The organism is Pseudomonas sichuanensis (genome assembly GCF_024749065.1).
Lineage (GTDB): Bacteria > Pseudomonadota > Gammaproteobacteria > Pseudomonadales > Pseudomonadaceae > Aquipseudomonas > Aquipseudomonas sichuanensis.
Genome location: NZ_CP087185.1, coordinates 675,511 through 694,723 on the forward strand (window position 1 = coordinate 675,511; position 19,213 = coordinate 694,723).

General features: G+C 64.8%; 19 protein-coding genes and 1 riboswitch. Of the genes, 7 read left to right on the forward strand and 12 right to left on the reverse strand.

Going from position 1 to position 19,213, the window contains the following annotated elements; translation table 11 throughout:
- Positions 1-61: 61 nt before the first annotated feature.
- From dxs to LOY51_RS03155, 3 genes are all read right to left on the reverse strand, one after another.
- Complete coding sequence (dxs, locus tag LOY51_RS03145) at positions 62-1,957, reverse strand: 1-deoxy-D-xylulose-5-phosphate synthase (protein ID WP_258644385.1); 1,896 nt, start codon at positions 1,955-1,957, stop codon at positions 62-64.
- A 174-nt stretch (positions 1,958-2,131) separates the two neighbouring features.
- Complete coding sequence (ispA, locus tag LOY51_RS03150; protein WP_258644391.1) at positions 2,132-3,019, reverse strand: (2E,6E)-farnesyl diphosphate synthase; 888 nt, start codon at positions 3,017-3,019, stop codon at positions 2,132-2,134.
- The gene (locus LOY51_RS03155; RefSeq protein WP_011531978.1) at positions 3,016-3,258 is read right to left on the reverse strand and encodes an exodeoxyribonuclease VII small subunit; all 243 of its coding nucleotides are present in this window, start codon (positions 3,256-3,258) and stop codon (positions 3,016-3,018) included. The genes ispA and LOY51_RS03155 overlap by 4 nt, the downstream gene beginning before the upstream one ends.
- Positions 3,259-3,482: 224 nt before the next feature.
- Between LOY51_RS03155 and LOY51_RS03160 the strand changes: the two genes are divergently transcribed.
- From LOY51_RS03160 to LOY51_RS03170, 3 genes are read left to right on the forward strand one after another with little or no spacing between them, the layout of a single operon-like run.
- The gene (locus tag LOY51_RS03160) at positions 3,483-4,886 is read left to right on the forward strand and encodes an MBOAT family O-acyltransferase (RefSeq protein ID WP_258644393.1); all 1,404 of its coding nucleotides are present in this window, start codon (positions 3,483-3,485) and stop codon (positions 4,884-4,886) included.
- Positions 4,873-6,000: an SGNH/GDSL hydrolase family protein gene (locus LOY51_RS03165; RefSeq protein ID WP_258644394.1), complete on the forward strand. Its 1,128-nt coding sequence runs from the start codon at positions 4,873-4,875 to the stop codon at positions 5,998-6,000. The genes LOY51_RS03160 and LOY51_RS03165 overlap by 14 nt, the downstream gene beginning before the upstream one ends.
- 1 nt (position 6,001) lies before the next feature.
- On the forward strand, positions 6,002-7,195 hold the full coding sequence (locus tag LOY51_RS03170) for an SGNH/GDSL hydrolase family protein (protein ID WP_258644396.1): 1,194 nt from the start codon (positions 6,002-6,004) through the stop codon (positions 7,193-7,195).
- Positions 7,196-7,315: 120 nt separating this feature from the next.
- On the opposite strand, the gene ribB is transcribed toward LOY51_RS03170, so the two are convergent.
- The gene (ribB, locus tag LOY51_RS03175; RefSeq protein WP_258644403.1) at positions 7,316-7,966 is read right to left on the reverse strand and encodes a 3,4-dihydroxy-2-butanone-4-phosphate synthase; all 651 of its coding nucleotides are present in this window, start codon (positions 7,964-7,966) and stop codon (positions 7,316-7,318) included.
- Between the two features lie 80 nt (positions 7,967-8,046).
- A riboswitch (FMN riboswitch) is annotated at positions 8,047-8,188 on the reverse strand.
- Between the two features lie 93 nt (positions 8,189-8,281).
- Between ribB and LOY51_RS03180 the strand changes: the two genes are divergently transcribed.
- The 4 genes from LOY51_RS03180 to LOY51_RS03195 all read left to right on the forward strand — a co-directional run bounded on the left by LOY51_RS03180 (position 8,282) and on the right by LOY51_RS03195 (position 11,292).
- The gene (locus LOY51_RS03180) at positions 8,282-9,487 is read left to right on the forward strand and encodes an RtcB family protein (RefSeq protein WP_258644405.1); all 1,206 of its coding nucleotides are present in this window, start codon (positions 8,282-8,284) and stop codon (positions 9,485-9,487) included.
- Between the two features lie 100 nt (positions 9,488-9,587).
- The gene (locus LOY51_RS03185) at positions 9,588-10,571 is read left to right on the forward strand and encodes a zeta toxin family protein (RefSeq protein ID WP_258644406.1); all 984 of its coding nucleotides are present in this window, start codon (positions 9,588-9,590) and stop codon (positions 10,569-10,571) included.
- Between the two features lie 158 nt (positions 10,572-10,729).
- Positions 10,730-10,960 carry a type II toxin-antitoxin system ParD family antitoxin gene (locus tag LOY51_RS03190; RefSeq protein WP_125857287.1) on the forward strand — a complete coding sequence of 77 codons (231 nt, stop codon included), beginning with the start codon at positions 10,730-10,732 and terminating at the stop codon, positions 10,958-10,960.
- On the forward strand, positions 10,957-11,292 hold the full coding sequence (locus LOY51_RS03195; RefSeq protein WP_258644408.1) for a type II toxin-antitoxin system RelE/ParE family toxin: 336 nt from the start codon (positions 10,957-10,959) through the stop codon (positions 11,290-11,292). The genes LOY51_RS03190 and LOY51_RS03195 overlap by 4 nt, the downstream gene beginning before the upstream one ends.
- A gap of 309 nt (positions 11,293-11,601) precedes the next feature.
- On the opposite strand, the gene LOY51_RS03200 is transcribed toward LOY51_RS03195, so the two are convergent.
- The 8 genes from LOY51_RS03200 to eat all read right to left on the reverse strand — a co-directional run bounded on the left by LOY51_RS03200 (position 11,602) and on the right by eat (position 19,172).
- Positions 11,602-12,300 (reverse strand): LexA family transcriptional regulator, encoded by a 699-nt coding sequence (locus tag LOY51_RS03200; protein ID WP_125857289.1) that lies wholly within the window; start codon positions 12,298-12,300, stop codon positions 11,602-11,604.
- A 163-nt stretch (positions 12,301-12,463) separates the two neighbouring features.
- Positions 12,464-12,991, reverse strand: coding sequence for an inorganic diphosphatase (gene ppa, locus LOY51_RS03205; RefSeq protein WP_003255365.1), 528 nt, complete (start codon positions 12,989-12,991; stop codon positions 12,464-12,466).
- 94 nt (positions 12,992-13,085) lie between these two features.
- Positions 13,086-13,901 (reverse strand): M90 family metallopeptidase, encoded by an 816-nt coding sequence (locus LOY51_RS03210; RefSeq protein ID WP_125462450.1) that lies wholly within the window; start codon positions 13,899-13,901, stop codon positions 13,086-13,088.
- A gap of 5 nt (positions 13,902-13,906) precedes the next feature.
- On the reverse strand, positions 13,907-14,554 hold the full coding sequence (locus tag LOY51_RS03215) for a DedA family protein (protein ID WP_125462451.1): 648 nt from the start codon (positions 14,552-14,554) through the stop codon (positions 13,907-13,909).
- Between the two features lie 333 nt (positions 14,555-14,887).
- Positions 14,888-15,346 carry a GNAT family N-acetyltransferase gene (locus LOY51_RS03220; protein WP_125462452.1) on the reverse strand — a complete coding sequence of 153 codons (459 nt, stop codon included), beginning with the start codon at positions 15,344-15,346 and terminating at the stop codon, positions 14,888-14,890.
- 106 nt (positions 15,347-15,452) lie between these two features.
- On the reverse strand, positions 15,453-16,271 hold the full coding sequence (gene eutC / locus LOY51_RS03225) for an ethanolamine ammonia-lyase subunit EutC (RefSeq protein ID WP_258644411.1): 819 nt from the start codon (positions 16,269-16,271) through the stop codon (positions 15,453-15,455).
- Between the two features lie 8 nt (positions 16,272-16,279).
- Entirely contained in the window at positions 16,280-17,674 is a 1,395-nt protein-coding gene (locus tag LOY51_RS03230) for an ethanolamine ammonia-lyase subunit EutB (protein ID WP_125462454.1), read from the reverse strand.
- Positions 17,675-17,723: 49 nt separating this feature from the next.
- Positions 17,724-19,172: an ethanolamine permease gene (gene eat / locus LOY51_RS03235; RefSeq protein ID WP_125857293.1), complete on the reverse strand. Its 1,449-nt coding sequence runs from the start codon at positions 19,170-19,172 to the stop codon at positions 17,724-17,726.
- Between the last annotated feature and the right edge of the window lie 41 nt (positions 19,173-19,213).

The following is a 19,213-nucleotide window of genomic DNA, read 5'->3' on the forward strand; positions in this document are numbered from 1 at the left end:
ATCGGCGCACCGCCGCTCCCACGCAGTCTCCGTGGGAGCGGACTTGCCCCGCGATAGGGTCTTACAGGCCGAGCTTGGCCATTCGGGCTTTGACGGCAGCCTCGATCCCGGCGGCATCCAGCCCGCACTCGGCGAGCATCTGCGCAGGCTTTGCATGCTCGACATAGATGTCCGGCAGGCCCAGGTGCAGCAGCGGCTTGACCACCGCCTCGCGGGCGAGGAACTCACCCACGGCAGCGCCGGCACCGCCCATGATGGCGTTTTCTTCGACGGTCACCAGCAGCTCATGGCCAGCGGCCATTTCCAGCACCAGGGCTTCGTCCAGCGGTTTGACGAAGCGCATGTCGACCACGGTGGCGTCGATCTCTTCGGCGACCTGCAGGGCTTCGCTCAGTTGCACGCCGAACACCAGCAGGGCGACCTTGCTGCCCCGGCGGCGGACCACGCCCTTGCCGATCTCCAGGGGCTCGAGGTCGCCGCTGATCGGCGCGTTCGGGCCGGTGCCACGCGGGTAGCGCACAGCCGCCGGGCCCTTGTAGTGGTGGCCGGTGCTGAGCATCTTGCGCAGCTCGTTCTCGTCGCTCGGGGTCATTACCAGCATCCCGGGGATGCAGCGCAGGTACGACAGGTCGTAGGCCCCGGCGTGGGTCGGGCCGTCCTCGCCGACCAGGCCGGCGCGGTCGATGGCGAACAGCACGTCGAGGTCCTGCACCGCCACGTCGTGGATCAGTTGGTCATAGGCGCGCTGCAGGAAGGTGGAGTAGATCGCCACTACTGGCTTTGCACCTTCGCAGGCCATGCCGGCGGCCAGGGTGACCGCGTGCTGTTCGGCAATCGCCACGTCGAAGTAGCGCTCGGGGTAGCGTTCGCTGAAGTCGACCAGGTCCGAGCCTTCCTTCATCGCCGGGGTGATGCCCACCAGGCGGTTGTCGGCGGCGGCCATGTCGCACAGCCACTGGCCGAACACTGCGGAGTACTTTGGCCCGCTCGGCTTTTTCGGCGCGACCGGCTTGTTGGCCGGCTCCAGCTTGGTGATGGCGTGGTAGCCGATCGGGTCGACCTCGGCCGGGGCGAAGCCCTTGCCCTTTTTGGTCACCACGTGCAGGAACTGCGGGCCCTTGAGGTCACGCATGTTGCGCAGGGTGGCGATCATGGTCGGCAGGTCGTGGCCGTCGATCGGGCCGATGTAGTTCCAGCCCAGCTCTTCGAACAGGGTGCCGGGCACCAGCATGCCCTTGGCATATTCCTCGGTGCGGCGGGCGATTTCCCAGGCGCCAGGCAGGCGTGACAGCACTTTCTTGCTGCCCTCGCGCATGCTGGCGTAGGTGCGACTGGACAGAATCTTGGCCAGGTAGTTGGACAGCCCGCCGACGTTGCGCGAGATCGACATGTCGTTGTCATTGAGAATGACCAGCATGTCGGCATTCACTTCCTGCGCGTGGTTCAGCGCTTCGAAGGCCATGCCGGCGGTCAGTGCGCCATCGCCGATCACCGCGATGGATTTGCGCGGATCGTTCTGCAGGCGGGCGGCGATGGCCATGCCCAGCGCGGCGCTGATCGAGGTGCTGGAGTGACCGACGCCAAAGGTGTCGTACTCGCTCTCGCTACGGCGCGGGAAAGCGGCGATGCCGTCCTTCTGGCGCAGCGACAACATGCGGTTGCGCCGGCCGGTGAGGATCTTGTGCGGGTAGGCCTGGTGACCGACGTCCCACACCAGCCGGTCATCCGGGGTGTCGAAGACGTAGTGCAGGGCGATGGTCAGCTCGATGACGCCCAGGCCGGCACCGAAATGCCCGCCGGTCTGCCCCACGGTATAGAGCAGTTCCTGGCGCAGCTCGTCGGCCAAAGGCTCGAGGTCGGCTTCGGCCAGCCGGCGCAGGCCAGCAGGCGTGTCGGCGCGGTCGAGCAACGGCGTGACCGGGCGTTCGCGGGGGATCTCTTGAAACGTCGTGGGCATCAGGCGAGTCGTTATAGGTTTGAAGACGCGGCAGTTTACCCCATTGTGGGAAAAGCTGCCCATTCAAGCGGGGGCCTACGCCCTCTGTGGGAGCGGGTTTACCCGCGAATGCGATGTTGCATCAACTACCGCATTCGCGGGTAAACCCGCTCCCACAGGGGGAGGCGTCAAGGTTCAATGACGGCGTTCGACGATATAGCGGGCCAGGGCCCGCAGCGGCTCGGCGCTGTCACCGAAGCCGGCGAGGGCGCCCAGCGCCTGGTCGCGCAGTTCCAGGGCATAGGCCTTGGCGGCGTCCAGCCCGAGCAGCGCCGGGTAGGTCGGTTTGTGGCGGGCGATGTCGGCGCCCTGGCGTTTGCCCAGGGTGGCGGTGTCGCTCTCCACATCGAGGATGTCGTCCTGCACCTGGAAGGCCAGGCCGATGGCCTGTGCATAAGTCTGCAGGGCGTCGAGCTGGGCCTGTTCGGCGCGGGCGCTGGCCAGGGCGCCGAGGCGCACGCTGGCTTCGATCAGCGCGCCGGTCTTGTGCCGGTGCATGTACTCCAGGGCCTGCTGGTCGAGCTTGACGCCCACCGAGCCAAGGTCGATGGCCTGGCCGCCGACCATGCCGGCGGGGCCCGCGGCCTTGGCCAGGGCCTGGACCATCTGCAGACGGATGCTGTCGGCCTGGGGGCTCAGCGCCGGGTCGAGCAGGGCGCTGAACGCCAGGCTTTGCAGGCCGTCGCCGGCGAGGATGGCGCAGGCTTCGTCGAAGGCTTTGTGGGTGGTCGGTTGGCCGCGACGCAGGTCGTCGTCGTCCATTGCCGGCAGGTCGTCATGCACCAGCGAGTAGGCGTGGATCAGTTCCACCGCGCAGGCCGCACCGTTGGCCTGTTCGGCCGGCGCGCCCAGGGCCTCGCAGGCGGCGTAGGCGAGCAGCGGGCGCACGCGCTTGCCACCGTTCATCACGCTGTAGCGCATGGCGGCGTACAGGCGCTCGAGTTCTTTGGAGGGGGCCTTGAACAGCGTTTCCAGTGCGGCGTCGACCCGCTCCTGGGCGCTGGCCTGGTAACCGCCGATCATGCTTCTGGCTCCGCGTCGAACGGCTGGGCAGCCAGCTCGCCGTCACGTTCCAGCAGGATCTGCACCTTTTGCTCGGCCTGGGCCAGGGCGCCCTGGCAGTCACGGGTCAGGGCGATGCCTTGTTCGAAGGCGGCCAGCGACTCTTCCAGCGACAATTCACCGTTCTCCAGGCGCTCGACCAGGGCTTGCAGGTCGGCGAGGGACTGTTCGAAATCGATGGAGGCTTTTTTGCGGGCCATGGCGACTGTCTCGGTGGTATTCAGAACGGCGCGACACTAGCAGAGCGGGGCAGGGGGAGCAAATCAGCAAGGCTTTGGTCTTATTTTGTAGCATTTGTGCCGGTGCGGATGTCTTGCAAATCCAGTCGTTTTCAGATTGTGAGGGGGTTGGCCCTCTGCCATACTCCGCGCCCTCTGGCCCGCGGGCTGGCACCCCCCTTTGATGTCACGTAACGGACTACGTTGTGAGCTTCCTTTCGATCGAATTCGGCCTCTGCTTCACGCTGTTCTTCATTGTCTACTGGAGCCTGTGCTGGAGTGCACGGCTACAGAACCTCCTGCTACTGGCGGCAAGCTATGGCCTGGTGGCGAGTTTCAGCCTGAACTCGCTGTACATCCTGCTGGGCTACAGCGCACTGGTGTACCTGCTTGGGCTGCTGGTCGGGCGCTACCCCGGGCGCCGGTTCTGCGGCGTGCTGCTGCTGACCTTGGTGCTGGGCTGCTTCTACCTGTTCAAGTACCAGGCATTCTTCGTCGAAGGCGTGCAAGCCGCGCTGGCGGCGGCCGGGCTGGACGTGTCGCTGCCGTTGCTGGAACTGCTGGTGCCCATCGGCCTGTCGTTCTACACCTTCCATTCGGTCAGCTACCTGGTATCGATCAACCGTCGCGAACTGGCGCCGGCCACGGCGCTGGACCTGGCCCTGTACCTGGCGTTCTTCCCCAGCCTTGTGGCCGGCCCGGTCAACCGCGCCCTGCACATGCTGCCGCAGATCCGCCCGCAGGGCATGCGCCAGGTACTGGAGCCGCAGCGGGCACTGGGGCTGATCGCGCTGGCGGTGGTCAAGCTGTTCTTCCTCAGCGCCTGGCTGGGCAGCGAGTGGGTCGACCCGGTGTTCGAAACCCCGGGCAGCTTCACCCCCGAGCAGGTGCTGCTGAGCGTGTACGGCTACAGCCTGCTGATCTACTTCAACTTCAGCGGCTACACCAACCTGGTCACCGGCATCGCCTTGCTGCTGGGGTTCCGCCTGCCGGAGAACTTCAACGCACCTTATGCCGCGCACAACCTCAAGGAGTTCTGGGGGCGCTGGCACATCAGCCTGTCGCGTTTCATCCGCGACTACGTCTATATCCCGCTGGGCGGTAACCGCAAGGGCGTGTGGCGCGGCAACCTGAACATGCTGCTGGCGATGCTGGTTTCCGGGCTGTGGCATGGCGCCAGCATCAACTTCATCCTGTGGGGCGCGCTGCACGGGGTTGGCCTTGCCCTCTCGAAGCTGTTCAGCCAGCTGCTGCCAGGCTTTGCGCAGATGCCGGGCGCTGGCCTGCTGGCACGCCTGATGACCTTCCACTACGTGGCTTTTGCCTGGATCTTCTTCCGCAGCCCGACGCTGGACGGCGCCGTCGAGATGCTCGGCGACATCGCCCAACTGAGCCTGGCCGGGCTCAACAGCGCCACCGGCCTGATGCTGCTGGCCTGCGTGCTGTACATCGCCACTTATCCACAGTGGCTGGCAGTGCTGCGCAAGGGCTTTGCCGCCAGCCAGCGGCTGCCCTGGCAGCTTTACCCCGTGCCGTTGGGGATTGGCGTGTCGCTGGTGATTTTCGCTTCGCAATCGGGTGTGCCGGGGTTCATCTATGCAAGCTTCTGATAGCAAACAGCTGTTTCAGGTGCAGATGGGCGCGGCCCGTGCGTTGTACGCGATCGTGGTCACGACCGCCTTGTTGTTCTGGCTGAACCAGGACTCGATCAGGCTGTACTGCCAGCAGAAGTACCACCAGAGCTGCGAGATCCCGCTGCTCGGCCAACTGCCGGCCTGGCGCTTCGGGGCGCAACTGACGGCGGCGCTGGAGCAGGGCCGCGACAGCGTCATCGCGCAACTGCAAGAGGCGCAGCAGCAGGTCGCAGGCCCATTGCCCGAGGTGCTGCCCGCGCCGATGCCGGTGGTCACGGTCAACCTGGAAACACCGGCGGCGCTGGCCCAGCCCTTGCCGGCGACGCCAGTGGCCTTGCCTGCGCCTGCACCCCAGCATGCCCTGCCGCCCCAGGTGGCCGTTGCAGCACCGCCGGCGGCACCAGCCCCGACCTTGCTGCAACCTGGCACCGTGGTTTCCCTGGCCGCCGGCGACGACGTACTGCTGGTCGGCGACTCGCTGATGCAGGGCGTGGCCCCGCACCTGGCCAACAGCCTGCGCAAGCGCTACCAGATCCGCACGGTCAACCTCAGCAAGCAGAGTACCGGCCTTGCCTACCCGGGCTTCTTCAACTGGCCGAAAACCGTGGCCGAGACCCTCGCCCACGAGCCGAACATCCGCCTGATGGTGGTGTTCCTCGGCCCCAACGACCCCTGGGACATGCCCCAGGGCAAGGGTAAGCCGTTCCTGCGCTTCAAGTCGCCGGAGTGGGAAGTGGCCTATCGTGCACGTATCGACTCGATCCTCGACCAGGCCCGTGCGCACAACGTGCAGGTGCTGTGGGTCGGGCCGCCGAACATGGAGAAGCCGCGGCTGTCCACGGCCATGGGCTACCTGAGCGACCTGTACCAGCAGCAGACTGCGCTGTACGGCCAGCACTATGTGTCGGCCAACCCGATCCTGGGCTATACCGACGACGGGTTCGCCGCGACGGTGCTGACGCCCGAGGGCAAGCGGGTCAAGGTGCGGGTCGATGACGGCATTCATTTCACCATCACGGGCCAGAAGATGATCGCCGCACAGGTACTGTCGCTGATCAGCTTGCCAGGCCTGACCGTTACAGGACACTAAGATGCGCCAATGGCATCACTTGCTGGGCCTGGCCCTGCTGATCAGCGCCGTACCTGCGTGCAGCACCGGCGCCAACAGCGTGGCCACCCAGCCCGCCGCACGGCCGGCAGCCGCGCCCGTTGTGCGCCAGGACGGCAATGTTGGCCTGCTCGCCGGCAAGTTGCGCAATGCCGGCCGCGCGCCGGTTGGCATCGTCCAGCTGGGCGATTCGCACACCGCCGCCGACCTGTTCAGCGGTGAGCTGCGCCGCCTGCTGCAGGCGCAATACGGCGATGGCGGTATCGGCCTGGTGCCGGCCTCGTCGGTGCCGGGTATCCGCAATGACCGGGTGATCATCAAGAGCGAGGCGCGCCAGTGGCAACTGGTGTCGGCACGCAACCAGCAAAGCAGTCAGTTCCCGCTTGGCGGTTACCTGTCGCTGCCGCAGGCCAACCGCTCCAGCGTGCTGTTGCAGGCGCGCGATGAAGACCGCCAGCGCTACAAGGTTTCGGCGCTGTACCAGTCCACCGGCAATGCCACGGTGCTGGCCAACGGCGGCCAGCGTCGCCCTTTGGCCATCACCAACGGGCAGTGGCGCTTCAGCCCGGCCTTCGCCAATCTCGGCCTGCCGCTGCAACTGGGCGTGGAGGGCGGGGGCAACATCGCGTTGGGCGGCTGGTACCTGCAGGGGCAGAAGAATGCCGGGGTGATCTACTCGGCGCTGGGCATCAATGGTGCCCGCCAGGAGGTGGTGGACAAGTGGCAGCCGGGTTGGCTGGACAGCCTCAAGGCTGTGCGACCGGACCTGGTGATCCTGGCCTATGGCACCAACGAGGCCTTCGACGACACGCTCGACCTGGGGCTGTACCAGTCGCAGCTGGAGGCGACGCTGCGCAGCCTGCGCAAGGACCTGCCGCAGGCAGCGATCCTGCTGGTCGGGCCGCCGGACTCTATCAAGCGGCGCAAGGCGGGCAGTTGCGCGGCGCGTCAACCACAGCCGCTGGCGTCGGTGATCCGCATTCAGAAGCAACTGGCACAGCGGCACAAGGCGCTGTTCTGGGACTGGCAGGCGTTCATGGGCGGGCCGTGCTCGATTGCCGGTTGGCAGGCCAATGGGCTGGCGCGGCCAGACCTGGTGCACCTGACGGCTGACGGCTATCGCAAGAGTGCGGCGGGGTTGTATGCGTTCTTGAAGGGGCCGTTGGGGCTGCGTTGAGCTTCAGGCCCTATCGCCGGCAAGCCGGCTCCCACCCCGACCGTATAAACCCAAGCTATGCGCTATCCCTGTGGGAGCCGGCTTGCCGGCGATAGGGGCGCAAAGCGCCCCCGACAAAGGTCAGGCCGGCTCGGTCTCAAGCGCCAGCATGGCTTGGCGATAGCGCGCCAGCTCCTCGATGGTCAGCACCGGCAGGTTGTACTGCCGGGCATACACCGCTACCTGCTCACCCCGGGCCATGCTGCCATCGGGGTTCATCAATTCGCACAGCACCGCCGCCGGGCGCAGGCCGGCCAGGCGCGCCAGGTCCACCGAGCCTTCGGTGTGGCCGCGGCGGGTCAGCACGCCGCCGTCGCGGGCGCGCAGCGGGAACACGTGGCCGGGGCTGACGATATGCCGCTGCTGCGCGGTGGAGCGCAGCGCCGCTTCGATGGTGGTGATGCGGTCCTGTGCCGAGACGCCGGTGCTCACGCCCTCGGCCGCCTCGATGGTGACGGTGAAACCGGTACCGTGGCGGGCCTGGTTGTTCGGCACCATAGGCGCCAGCTGCAGGGCGTCGACGGTGGCTTCGTCCAGGCACAGGCAGACGATGCCGCTGCAGTCGCGGATCATCATGGCCATGGTCTGCAGCGAAAGGTTCTCGGCGGCGGCGACGATATCGGCTTCGTCCTCGCGGTCGTCGTCGTCGAGCAGCAGCACCGGGCGCCCGGCCTGGAAGGCGGCGATGGCGGCAGTGACGTTGGGGAATTGCTTGTTGAGCAAGGTGGACATGAAACGCTCCTCGTGAATGATCGATGAACGTCTCGGGGCGAACAAAATGCGCGCGCAGGGGCGCCCGGATGGCCCCTGCCTGACGCCTTCTTTCATCCGGACTATGACCGTCGGCTCTGGAGTCGCACCAGATCTGCTGACCCCCGGCATGGCCGGGGCGCTCGCGGGCTCATCTTTCGATTTACCGCCGGTGGGGACTTTCACCCCGCCCTGAAGACCGGGCAAGCATACAGCACTGTGCCACCTTGCTGGCAAGCGGCCGGTCTACGACCTTCGGCGGTATCATGGCGGCAACAGCTCTGCGGAAGCGATGACATGGACACCTTGCAAGGCGCCGGCGGCAAGCCGATCAAACTGTGGACCGACGGCGTGCCGGTCGAAGACGAGGCCCGCAAACAATTGCTCAACACGGCGCAGATGCCGTTCATCTTCAAGCACCTGGCGGTGATGCCGGACGTGCACCTGGGCAAGGGCTCGACCATCGGCAGCGTGATCCCCACCCTAGGCGCGATCATCCCGGCGGCGGTGGGGGTGGACATCGGCTGCGGCATGATCGCCGCGCGGACCTCGCTGCATGCCCGTGACCTGCCGGACAACCTGCACGGCCTGCGTACGGCCATCGAGCAGGCCGTGCCCCACGGCAAGACCTTCGGTCGCCGCGACCAGGGCGCCTGGGACAACGTGCCCAGGCAAGCCGACCAGCAGTGGCAAGGCCTGGCCGGGCGCTTCAAGGCCATCACCGACAAATATCCACGGCTGGAAAAGACCAATAACCGCCAGCACCTGGGCACCCTGGGCGGTGGCAACCACTTCATCGAGGTCTGCCTGGACGAGGCCGACCGGGTCTGGTTCATGTTGCACAGTGGCTCGCGGGGCGTCGGCAATGCCATCGGCAACCTGTTCATCGAGCTGGCCCAGGCCGACATGCGCCAGCATCTGGCCAATCTGCCGGACAAGGACCTGGCCTATTTCGAAGAGGGCAGCCGGCATTTCGCCGACTACGTGGAGGCGGTGGAGTGGGCCCAGGATTTCGCCCGGCACAACCGCGAGCTGATGATGAAGGCGGTAGTGGCAGCCACTCGCAAGGTGCTGGGCAAACCGTTCGAGGCCAGCCTCGAGGCGGTCAACTGCCACCACAACTATGTGCAGAAGGAACAACACTTCGGCCGTGAAGTGCTGGTGACGCGCAAAGGGGCGGTGTCGGCGCAGAAGGGGCAGTTGGGCATCATCCCGGGCTCCATGGGCGCCAAGAGTTTCATCGTGCGCGGCCTGGGCAACGAGGAATCGTTCTGCTCGTGCAGCCATGGTGCAGGCCGGGTGATGAGTCGCACCAAGGCCAAGAGTCGCTTCAGCGTCGATGACCAGCGGCGCGCCACGGCCCATGTCGAGTGCCGCAAGGACAAGGACGTGATCGACGAGATCCCGATGGCCTACAAGGATATCGACGCGGTCATGCTGGCCCAGCGCGAGTTGGTCGAGGTGGTGCATACCCTGCGCCAGGTGGTGTGCGTGAAAGGCTGAAGTTGCGACCAGAGGCTGCGTTATCTACCGCAGGCATCGCCTGAGCGGGCTCTACCTTTTTGGCTCGCCCACTCCCGGGCAGCCAACAGGAATGACCAGCATGTCCCAGCGCCACACCTTCACCGCCGAAGACGTTGCAGCCGCTTTCGAAACCCTCGAACCCCTTCTGTTCAACCGCAAACGACGGACCGACGCCCAGGGCAACCCGGCGCCGAAAATGCTGGTCGTGGCCGGCGCCGAAGGCTCGGGCAAGACCTATCTGCTCAACAACTCGCTGCTGGCGAGCAGGCGCTATGACGACTACGTCAGTCTCTACGACCCGGCTTATCGCAAGCTGCATCCACAGTACGAGCAGATGAAGGCCGGCGGTGGCCGGTATGTCTACGCCCACACCGAGCAGTTCATCTGGCAGTTGGGCGGCAAGCTCTTCGAGCATGCGCTGGCCAACCACTACGACATCATCATGGAGACCGCGCTGGACGACGCGGCCTTCGCCGATGTACCGGCCCTGGCACTGCAGGCGGGTTACCAGTTGGAGCTGCACCTGATCGCCTGCCAGAAGGAATTCGGTCATTGGAACACCCTGGAGCGCGGGGTGAAGAGCGTTGCCGAGGACCAGCTCGAACGCTTCGTTTCCCTCAGCAAGATCGAGGCGTCGCAAGCCAATGCCGCGAGGATCATCGATGCCTTCGAGGCCGCCTGCCTGGTCAGTCCCGGATCGCAGATCAGCTTGTACCAACGGGGCATGGAAACCGACCGGGAGAGCAGATTGCTGTGCCGCAGCGTCTGCTCCACAGCGTTGCAACTGGTACCGCAGGCGGCAGGGGCCGATGAAGCGTACTTCCAGCCGCCCCATATAGAGGGGCGGTTCGAGATTCGCCGTACGTCCCTGGATCAGGTGCCCAGTACCTATCCGCAGTACTTCCAGCTGGTGCATACCGGCATGGTCGATGATCAGGTGCGCAGCAACATGCTCAAGGCTTGCTGCGCAACGCTGGGCAAGGCCCAGGCGTTGAGTGAGCGGATCCCGGCCGACGTGTTCCGCGAACTGTCCCTGTATGTGCTCAAGTACTTGCATCCCTGAGCATCAGGGGTGTCACTCGGCTGGGCTGTTGAATGCTTGGCTTGGTGCTGGCGTTTCGTCGCAGGGGTAATGCTTGGCCATCCTTCTGTCGTGCAGGGCTTCAACACTGTTTTCTGGGGTGTATGCTTTGGCAAATTTTGGCAAATCCGGACGCCGCCATGAGCACCATGAACATTTCCCTGCCGGACTCATTGAAGTCGTTCGTTGACGATCAGGTCAGCCAGCGCGGCTACAGCACCAGTAGCGAGTACGTGCGCGAACTGATCCGAAAGGATCAGGATCGGCAACATCTACGGGGGCTGCTTCTGGCCGGGGCTGGCTCGGCTCCCACCACTTCGGTGGATGATGACTACTTCGAATCACTGCGGGCAAAGGTACGCAGGGGGTGAAGGCAACGGCCAAGCCAGTGATTCCCCGAGTGCTCGCGCGTGAAGATGTCGAGCATGCTGTCAGTTACTACCTTGCTGAGGCTACAGAGCAAGTCGCAGTCGGATTCATCGATGCGCTTCAGCAAGGCTACGGGCATATCAGCCGCCATCCGACATCGGGTATCAGCCGCTATGTCCACGATCTGGATCTGCCTGGGTTGTTCTGCTGGCCGTTGAAGCGTTACCCCTACCTGGTGTTCTACGTCGAGCGCGATGACCACATTGATGTTTGGCGTGTTTTGCATGCCAAGCGCGACATTGCTCAATGGTTGGCCGACGACCTCATCCATTAGTTCGATGGGGGCGCGTAAGACGCGCATGACAACCTCAGGCTATGCCCGGTGGCAGAAAAATGCGGGGGTAGGGTGCAGGCATTAAAAAGCCGGCTTGTGGCCGGCTTCTCGGGGACGATCTTGGCTCATTTTTGATAAGCCGCAATCGCCTTAAACGGTTGGCAACATGGCCTGAAAAAGATGGCGGACGGCTGTGTGAGGCGTCGCCAGGCCCTCTGCAATGCGGCTTGCACCATCAGGGGGCGTGATGTGGCGCGTAGCATACTAGGGCTCGCCGGGGATGCCCAGCAAAAAGTGGTGCGAAGTGTTTCAGCATGGCCGCGCCGGGCGCAGGCAGGACCACCAGAACACCCAGCCGAGGATCTGCAGTTTCTGCGTTCTGCGCTGTGGGGCGGTGAAGCGCTCGACCGGGTGGTTGAGGCGGTCGTGGCTGTGCAGGCACAAGGTGCCGTTGTTGCCTTGGGTGAGTCGGTGCACGCGCAACTGTCCGTTGTGCAGCAGTGCGTAGTATTCGCCTTCGATCACCCGGGTGAGGGTGGAGTCGATGGCCAGCAGCGTGCCCTGGGGCAATAGCGGCGCCATGTTGCTGGCCGGCATGCCGATACAGAAGGCGTTGTGCGCGGCAACGCCGACGCTGTCGAGGGCTTGGCGGGGGATCGGTTGGAACAGCCCGGGTGTGGCACTCAGGCTACCCTGCTGCAGCTGGTGCAAGGGCAGTTGCACGCTTTGTGTGCCCAGCGCCAGCAGCGGCGCTGGGCCCTCGGTGGGAGCATGCGCAGGGCGGGCAGGCGCGAGAGGGTCGGGATGTTTGGGGCCTTCGCCGCTACGTAGCCAGCGCGGGTACACGCAGAACAGGTCGGCGATTTCGTCGAGCCGAGCTTGTGGCACGCCACGCTTGAACCAGTTGTTGATGTGTTGGGGCGTGACGTTGCGCTGGGCAGCAAAGTCGGAAGGGGTCAGGTTGCACTCCTGCAGGAGGGCTTTGAGGCGATCACCGGATGAGTTCATGGTGGCGAGTCTATCGCCCTCATTAATGTGTGGAAATGAACTCGATGTGGAGGCGATCTGTGGGAATCATTGCGGTTCGCAGGCATTTGCCTAGGAGCAAGTAGGAATTTTCCATCGCCCACAAAAAAGCCCTGCCGAGGCAGGGCTTTTTCATGCATCAGCTTCAGCCCTTGTAGGCAGCAACCGACTTGGTGATCGCGGCGCGGGCGGCGTCAGCGCCTTCCCAGCCTTCGATCTTGACCCACTTGCCCTTCTCCAGATCCTTGTAGTTGGCGAAGAAGTGCTCGATCTGCTGGATCAGCAGGGCTGGCAGGTCGGTGTATTCCTTCACGTCAACGTACAGCTGGGACAGCTTGTCGTGCGGGACGGCGATGACCTTGGCGTCGCCGCCGCCGTCGTCGGTCATGTTCAGCACGCCGACCGGGCGGGCACGGATGACCGAGCCTGGGGCAACCGGGTACGGGGTGACGACCAGCACGTCCAGCGGATCACCGTCGTCAGCCAGGGTGTTGGGGATGAAACCGTAGTTGGCCGGGTAGAACATCGGGGTGGCCATGAAGCGGTCGACGAACAGGGTGTCGCTGTCCTTGTCGATTTCGTACTTGATCGGCGCGTGGTTGGCCGGGATCTCGATAGCGACGTAGATGTCGTTCGGCAGGTCTTTGCCAGCCGGGATCTTGCTGTAGCTCATTGGGCTATGCCCCCGTGTTTGATCAAAAAAAAGTGGCGCGATTATAGGCACATTCCGACAGGGCATGCCACGCCCGGCCTGATGTGCGGGGCTGTCAGGCGTGGTTTTCGCGGTAGTCCGGATGCTCGGCCTGCAGGCGTGCCAGACGGGCCAGCGGGTCCTGGCGGTAGAACAGCGACAACTGAAGGTAGACCTTTGGATAAGCGGCGTGCAGCAGGTCGGGGGCGCTGAAGAAGTACTCACTGCTGACGGCAAAGAACTCCGCCGGATTCTCGGCCGCGTAGGGGTCGATGGCGGTCTCTGCGTCGGGGTTGGCGTCGAGCTGACGGTTCAGGTCGTCGTAGGCGTGCTGCATGGCGTTGGCCCAGTCTTCGACCTGCATGCCGCTGTGCAGCGGCGGCAGGCCGTTGGCGTCGCCATTGAGCATGTCGAGCTTGTGCGCCAGTTCGTGGATTACCAGGTTGTAGGCCTCCCAGCCGCCGCTGGCCAGCACCCCCGGCCAGGCCAGGATCACCGGGCCCTGTTGCCAGGCTTCGCCACTGTGCTCGGCATCCCACACGTGTTCCACGCCGCTGCTGTCGCGGTGGCGCTGGGGGCTGACGAAGTCGTCGGGGTAGAGAATGAGCTCATGGAAGCCCTGGTACCAGTTCAGCTCGCCCAGGTGCAGCAGTGGCAGCTGGGCCTGGGCGGCGAGGAACAGACGCTGCTGGTCATCCAGTTCGACCCCGGGCAGGGCGGTCAGGTGCTTGTCGTGCAGGAACAGCACGCAAGCCTCGCGCAGCCAGCGGTCTTCGTCGTCGCTGATGCCGTCGAGCACTGGCAGGCGCTGGCGAATGGCCTGCCACAGTTGATCATCGACCGGGTAGCGGGCCAGGGTGCGCCGGCGCCGCCAGGCGCTGAACGACCACATTTGCGTCAGTGGGCCTTGGCGGTGCGGCCCAGGCGGCCGCGCAGCAGGCCGAGGAGCATCGGCACCAGCGACAGGATGATGATGGCCACCACCATCAGCGACAGGTGTTGCTTGATGAACGGCACATTGCCGAAGAAGTAGCCCAGCGTGACCAGGCCGCCCACCCACAGCAGCGAGCCGGTCACGCTGAAGGCCAGGAAGCGCGGGTAGTGCATGTGGGCAATGCCGGCGACGAACGGCGCGAAGGTACGCAGGATCGGCAGGAAGCGGGCGAGGGTGACGGTCTTGCCGCCATGGCGGGCGTAGAAGTCGTGGGTCCGCTGCAGGTAGTCCTGGCGGAAGATCTTCGACTTGGGGTTGCTGAACAGCCGCTCGCCTGCCGTGCGCCCGATCACATAGTTGGTGCTGTCGCCGAGGATCGCTGCCGCCATCAGCAGGCCGGCCAGCAGCACCGGGTCCATGCCGCCGCCTGCGGCCACGGCACCGGCGATGAACAACAGCGAGTCACCCGGCAGGAAAGGCATCACCACCAGGCCGGTTTCGCAGAAAATCACGGCGAACAGGATGGCGTAGATCCAGGGGCCGTAGTTGGTGACCAGCAGATCAAGGTAGGCATCGAGATGCAGGATGAGGTCCAGCGGGTTGAAATCCATGTACAGCACCTGAGTTCATGACCCGCTTCCACGGGCGCGCGATGACGGACAGCGTCTTGGGCGTGGGCAGATTCACCTGGGGAAAGGTAACTTTTCACACATGACTGGACGGGGATTATACGGCGAAGTCGCGATCGTGCCCGGAGAGTTTGTAGCGGGGGGTTACGATGGACTCACGCATAACCTGTGGGAGTGGCTTTAGCCGCGAAGCAAGCGACGCGATGCATGGCACCGGCTGCGCCGGTGTTCGCGGCTGAAGCCGCTCCCACAGGGCCTGCCATGCCAATTACATCTGTGCAGATCTGTGAGAACAGCCTCGCGCAGCGCTTGCGATCAATCCTGGCTGATCGGCAGGATGTAGTTCTCGAACTCGGTGTCCTTGCGAAAACCCATGGACTCGTAGGTCTTGCGCGCCACCTCGTTGTCGCTGCTGGTGGACACGCGCATGCGCACGGCGTTCGATTCCTTGGCCATCTTCTTGGCTTCGCGCATCAGGTGGTCGGCCACCAGCATGCGCCGCGAGTCTTCGGCGACGTAGATATCGTTGAGGATCCACACACGTTTGAGCGACAGCGACGAGAAGCTCGGGTAGAGCTGGCAGAAACCCAGCAACTTGCTGTCGTCGTCGACGGGCAGGGCGAGGTAGATGATCGATTCGCCGCGCTTGAGGCGCTTTTCCAGGAAGCTGCGGGAGCTGTCCGGGTATGGCAGCTGGCCATAGAACTCACGGTACTTCACAAACAACGGCGTGAGCAGGTCGAGGTGCTCCAGGGTAGCCTTGATGATTCGCATGTGCGGGCCTCAGTGTCCATTTAGGGGATACGGCGGATTGCCAGCAGTCAACTGCATGCTGCCTAAAGCAGCCTACAAGTGCAATCCGCCTTCCGTGACATGTTTTTTACCCTTCTCCTAGCAGGAAGTTTCCATTTTTTTTGCCCGAATTGTCACTTTCAATGCTGTGGACCTCGGCCTCATCCTTCAGATTCACCCCCGACAGTTGCCTTTTGCAGGCTTCGCGCATCAGGTACAGCAGGCGATGGGCGGCCATGCCATAGCTCAGGCCTTCCAGGCGCACGTTGGAAATGCAGTTGCGATAGGCGTCGGTCAGGCCGACCTTGGGCGCGTAGGTGAAGTACAGCCCGAGGCTGTCGGGCGAGCTCAGCCCCGGGCGTTCGCCGATCAGCATCACGGTCATGCGTGCCTTGAGCAGTTCGCCCACTTCATCGGCCACCGCCACCCGGCCTTGTTCCACCAGCACCACCGGGGCGCTGGTCCAGCCGTCGGCGGCGGCCTGCTCCTCGAAGCGGCTGAGGAAGGGCAGGGTGTGGCGGTGCACGGCCAGGGCCGACAGGCCGTCGGCGACGACGATGGCCAGGTCGACGCCCGCCGGGTTGGCCTGGGCGTGTTCACGCAGTTGCTGGGCAGAGTCCGCGTGCAGGCGCCGGCCAAGGTCGGGGCGCTGCAGGTACTGGTTGCGGTCGCTGGCGGCGCTGTGCAGCAGCAGGCTGGCGCGGCCACGATCACTGAGCTGCTGGCGCAGGCCGGCATGGTCGAAGGGCAGGTGCACGGCATCGCGGGCCTGGGCGTGGGCGTACTGGAAGTCCAGTTGGGCGCTGGTCGGCAGGCTGATACCGGTGCGGCCCAGGGCGATGCGCGCCGGGGTGAGGTTACGCAGGGCCTGCCAGGGGTTTTGCTCGGTGGGGGTATGTCGGTCCATGGGCGCTCCTAGGCCAGCTGCGCGAGCGCGTGGCGGAAGGCCGGCGGCAGGTTGTCGCCGAAGCGGACACGGCCATCGGCCTGGGTGAAGATGCCGGTGCGTTCGAGCCACGCTTCGAATTCCGGCCCGGGTTTGAGGCCGAGGGTTTGCCGTGCATACAGCGCATCGTGGAACGAGGTGGTCTGGTAGTTGAGCATGATGTCGTCGGAGCCGGGGATGCCCATGATGAAGTTGATCCCGGCCACGCCCAGCAGGGTAAGCAGGGTGTCCATGTCGTCCTGGTCGGCTTCGGCATGGTTGGTGTAGCAGATGTCGCAGCCCATCGGCACGCCCAGCAGCTTGCCGCAGAAGTGGTCCTCGAGGCCGGCGCGGATGATCTGCTTGCCGTTGTAGAGATACTCCGGGCCGATGAAGCCGACCACGGTGTTGACCAGGAAGGGTTTGAAATGCCGGGCCACGGCATAGGCGCGGGTTTCGCAGGTTTGCTGGTCGACGCCGTGGTGGGCGTTGGCCGACAGGGCGCTGCCCTGGCCGGTTTCGAAGTACATCAGGTTTTGCCCGAGGGTGCCGCGCTTGAGTGACAGCCCGGCCTCGTAGCCTTCCTGCAGCACGTTGAGGTTGATGCCGAAGCCGGCATTCGCCGCTTCCGTGCCGGCGATCGACTGGAACACCAGGTCCAGTGGCACGCCACGGTTGATCGCCTCGATGCTGGTGGTGACGTGGGTCAGCACGCAGGACTGGGTGGGGATCTGGTAGCGCTGGATGATGTTGTCGAGCATCACCAGCAGGTCGCAGATCGAGGCGATGCTGTCGGTGGCCGGGTTGATGCCGATCATGGCATCGCCGTTGCCGTACAGCAGGCCGTCGAGGATGCTGGCGGCGATCCCGGCGGGTTCGTCGGTGGGGTGGTTGGGTTGCAGTCGTGTCGACAGCCGCCCACGCAGGCCCATGGTGCCGCGGAAGGCGGTGACCACACGGATCTTCTGCGCCACCAGCACCAGGTCCTGCACACGCATGATCTTCGACACGGCCGCGGCCATTTCTGGTGTCAGGCCGGGGGCCAGGGCGCGCAGGCTGTGCTCGTCGGCCTGCTCGCCGAGCAGCCAGTCGCGCAGGCCGCCGACGGTCAGGTGGCTGACCGGGGCGAAGGCCTGCGGGTCATGGCTGTCGATGATCAGCCGGGTGACTTCATCGTCTTCGTAGGGGATCAGCGCTTCGCTGAGGAAATGCTTGAGCGGGATATTGGCCAGGGCCATCTGCGCGGCGACCCGTTCGCCATCGTTGCTGGCGGCCACCCCGGCCAGGTAGTCGCCCGAGCGTGCCGGGCTGGCCTTGGCCATGACCTCTTTGAGGCTGTCGAAACGGTAGAGCTGGTTGCCCACCGTGTGTACGAAACTTGCCATACAGAATCTCCAGAGCGCCGCAGGGCTGGCCTGCGGCGCGGGTCGACGATCAGTGCAGGGCCTCTTCGGCCTTCTGGATCGCGGCGAATTCCTCTTCCGGCGTGCCGGCCACCAGGTGGTGGCGGCTGTAGAACGCAAAGTAGGCAATCAACACCGCGTAGATCACCGCGGCGCCAATCACCACCCGCGGGTCGACCAGGAAGCCGGCGACCACGGCGATACAGGCCAGCACCAGGGCCACGCCCGAGGTGAAGATGCCACCGGGGGTGCGATACGGGCGCTCCATTTTCGGGCGACGGATACGCAGGGTGATGTGCGCGGCCATCATCAGCACATAGGACAGCGTAGCGCCGAATACCGCCACCAGGATCAGCAGGTCGCCCTGGCCGGTCAGCGACAGGGCGAAGCCGATGATCCCGGGGATCACCAGGGCCAGTACCGGGGCCTTGCTCTTGTTGGTCTGCGACAGTTTGCGCGGCAGGTAGCCGGCACGGGACAGTGCGAAGATCTGCCGCGAATAGGCGTAGATGATCGAGAAGAAGCTGGCAATCAGGCCGGCCAGGCCGACCAGGTTGACGAACCCGCCCATCCAGGTGGAGCCGCCGTAGGCTTTGGCCAGCGCTTCGACCAGCGGGTTGCCCGAGGCCTTGAGGGCGTCGGCCCCTGCGCCGCCGGGGCCGACCACCAGGATCAGCAGGGCGAAGGCCAGCAGCACCAGCATGGCGCCGATCAGGCCGCGCGGCAGGTCACGTTTGGGGTTCTTGGTTTCTTCGGCGGCCAGGGGCACGCCTTCGACGGCGAGGAAGAACCAGATCGCATAGGGGATCGCGGCCCACACGCCGACATAACCGAACGGCAGGAAGCTGCTGGCACCGACAGCGTCGGTCTTGGCGATGTCGAACAGGTTGGCTGCATCGAAATGGGGCACCATGCCGATCAGGAACACCGCCAGGGCGATGGCGGCGACGGCGGTGATGATGAACATCAGTTTCAGTGCCTCACCCACGCCGAAGATGTGGATGCCGATGAAGATGATGTAGAACGCCAGGTAGATCATCCAGCCGCCGATGCCGAACAGCGACTGGCAGTAGGCACCGATGAACACGGCGATTGCTGCGGGGGCGATGGCGTATTCGATGAGGATCGCCGTGCCGGTAAGGAAGCCGCCCCAGGGCCCGAAAGCGCTGCGGGCAAAGCCGTAGCCGCCGCCGGCGGTGGGGATCATCGAGGACAGCTCGGCCAGCGAGAAGCACATGCACAGGTACATGGTGGCCATCAGCAAGGTGGCGAGGAACATGCCGCCCCAGCCGCCCTGGGCCAGGCCGAAGTTCCAGCCGGCGTAGTCGCCGGAAATCACGTAGGCCACGCCCAGGCCGACCAGCAGGACCCAGCCGGCGGCACCTTTTTTCAGTTCACGTTGCTGGAAATACTCGGAATTGACCTTTTCAAAGTCGACGGAAGAGCTTGCCGGCGCGCCGGCGGAATGATCGCTTGGCATGGATTCACCTGTTTTTCTTCTTGGTGGCCGGAAGGGTTCCG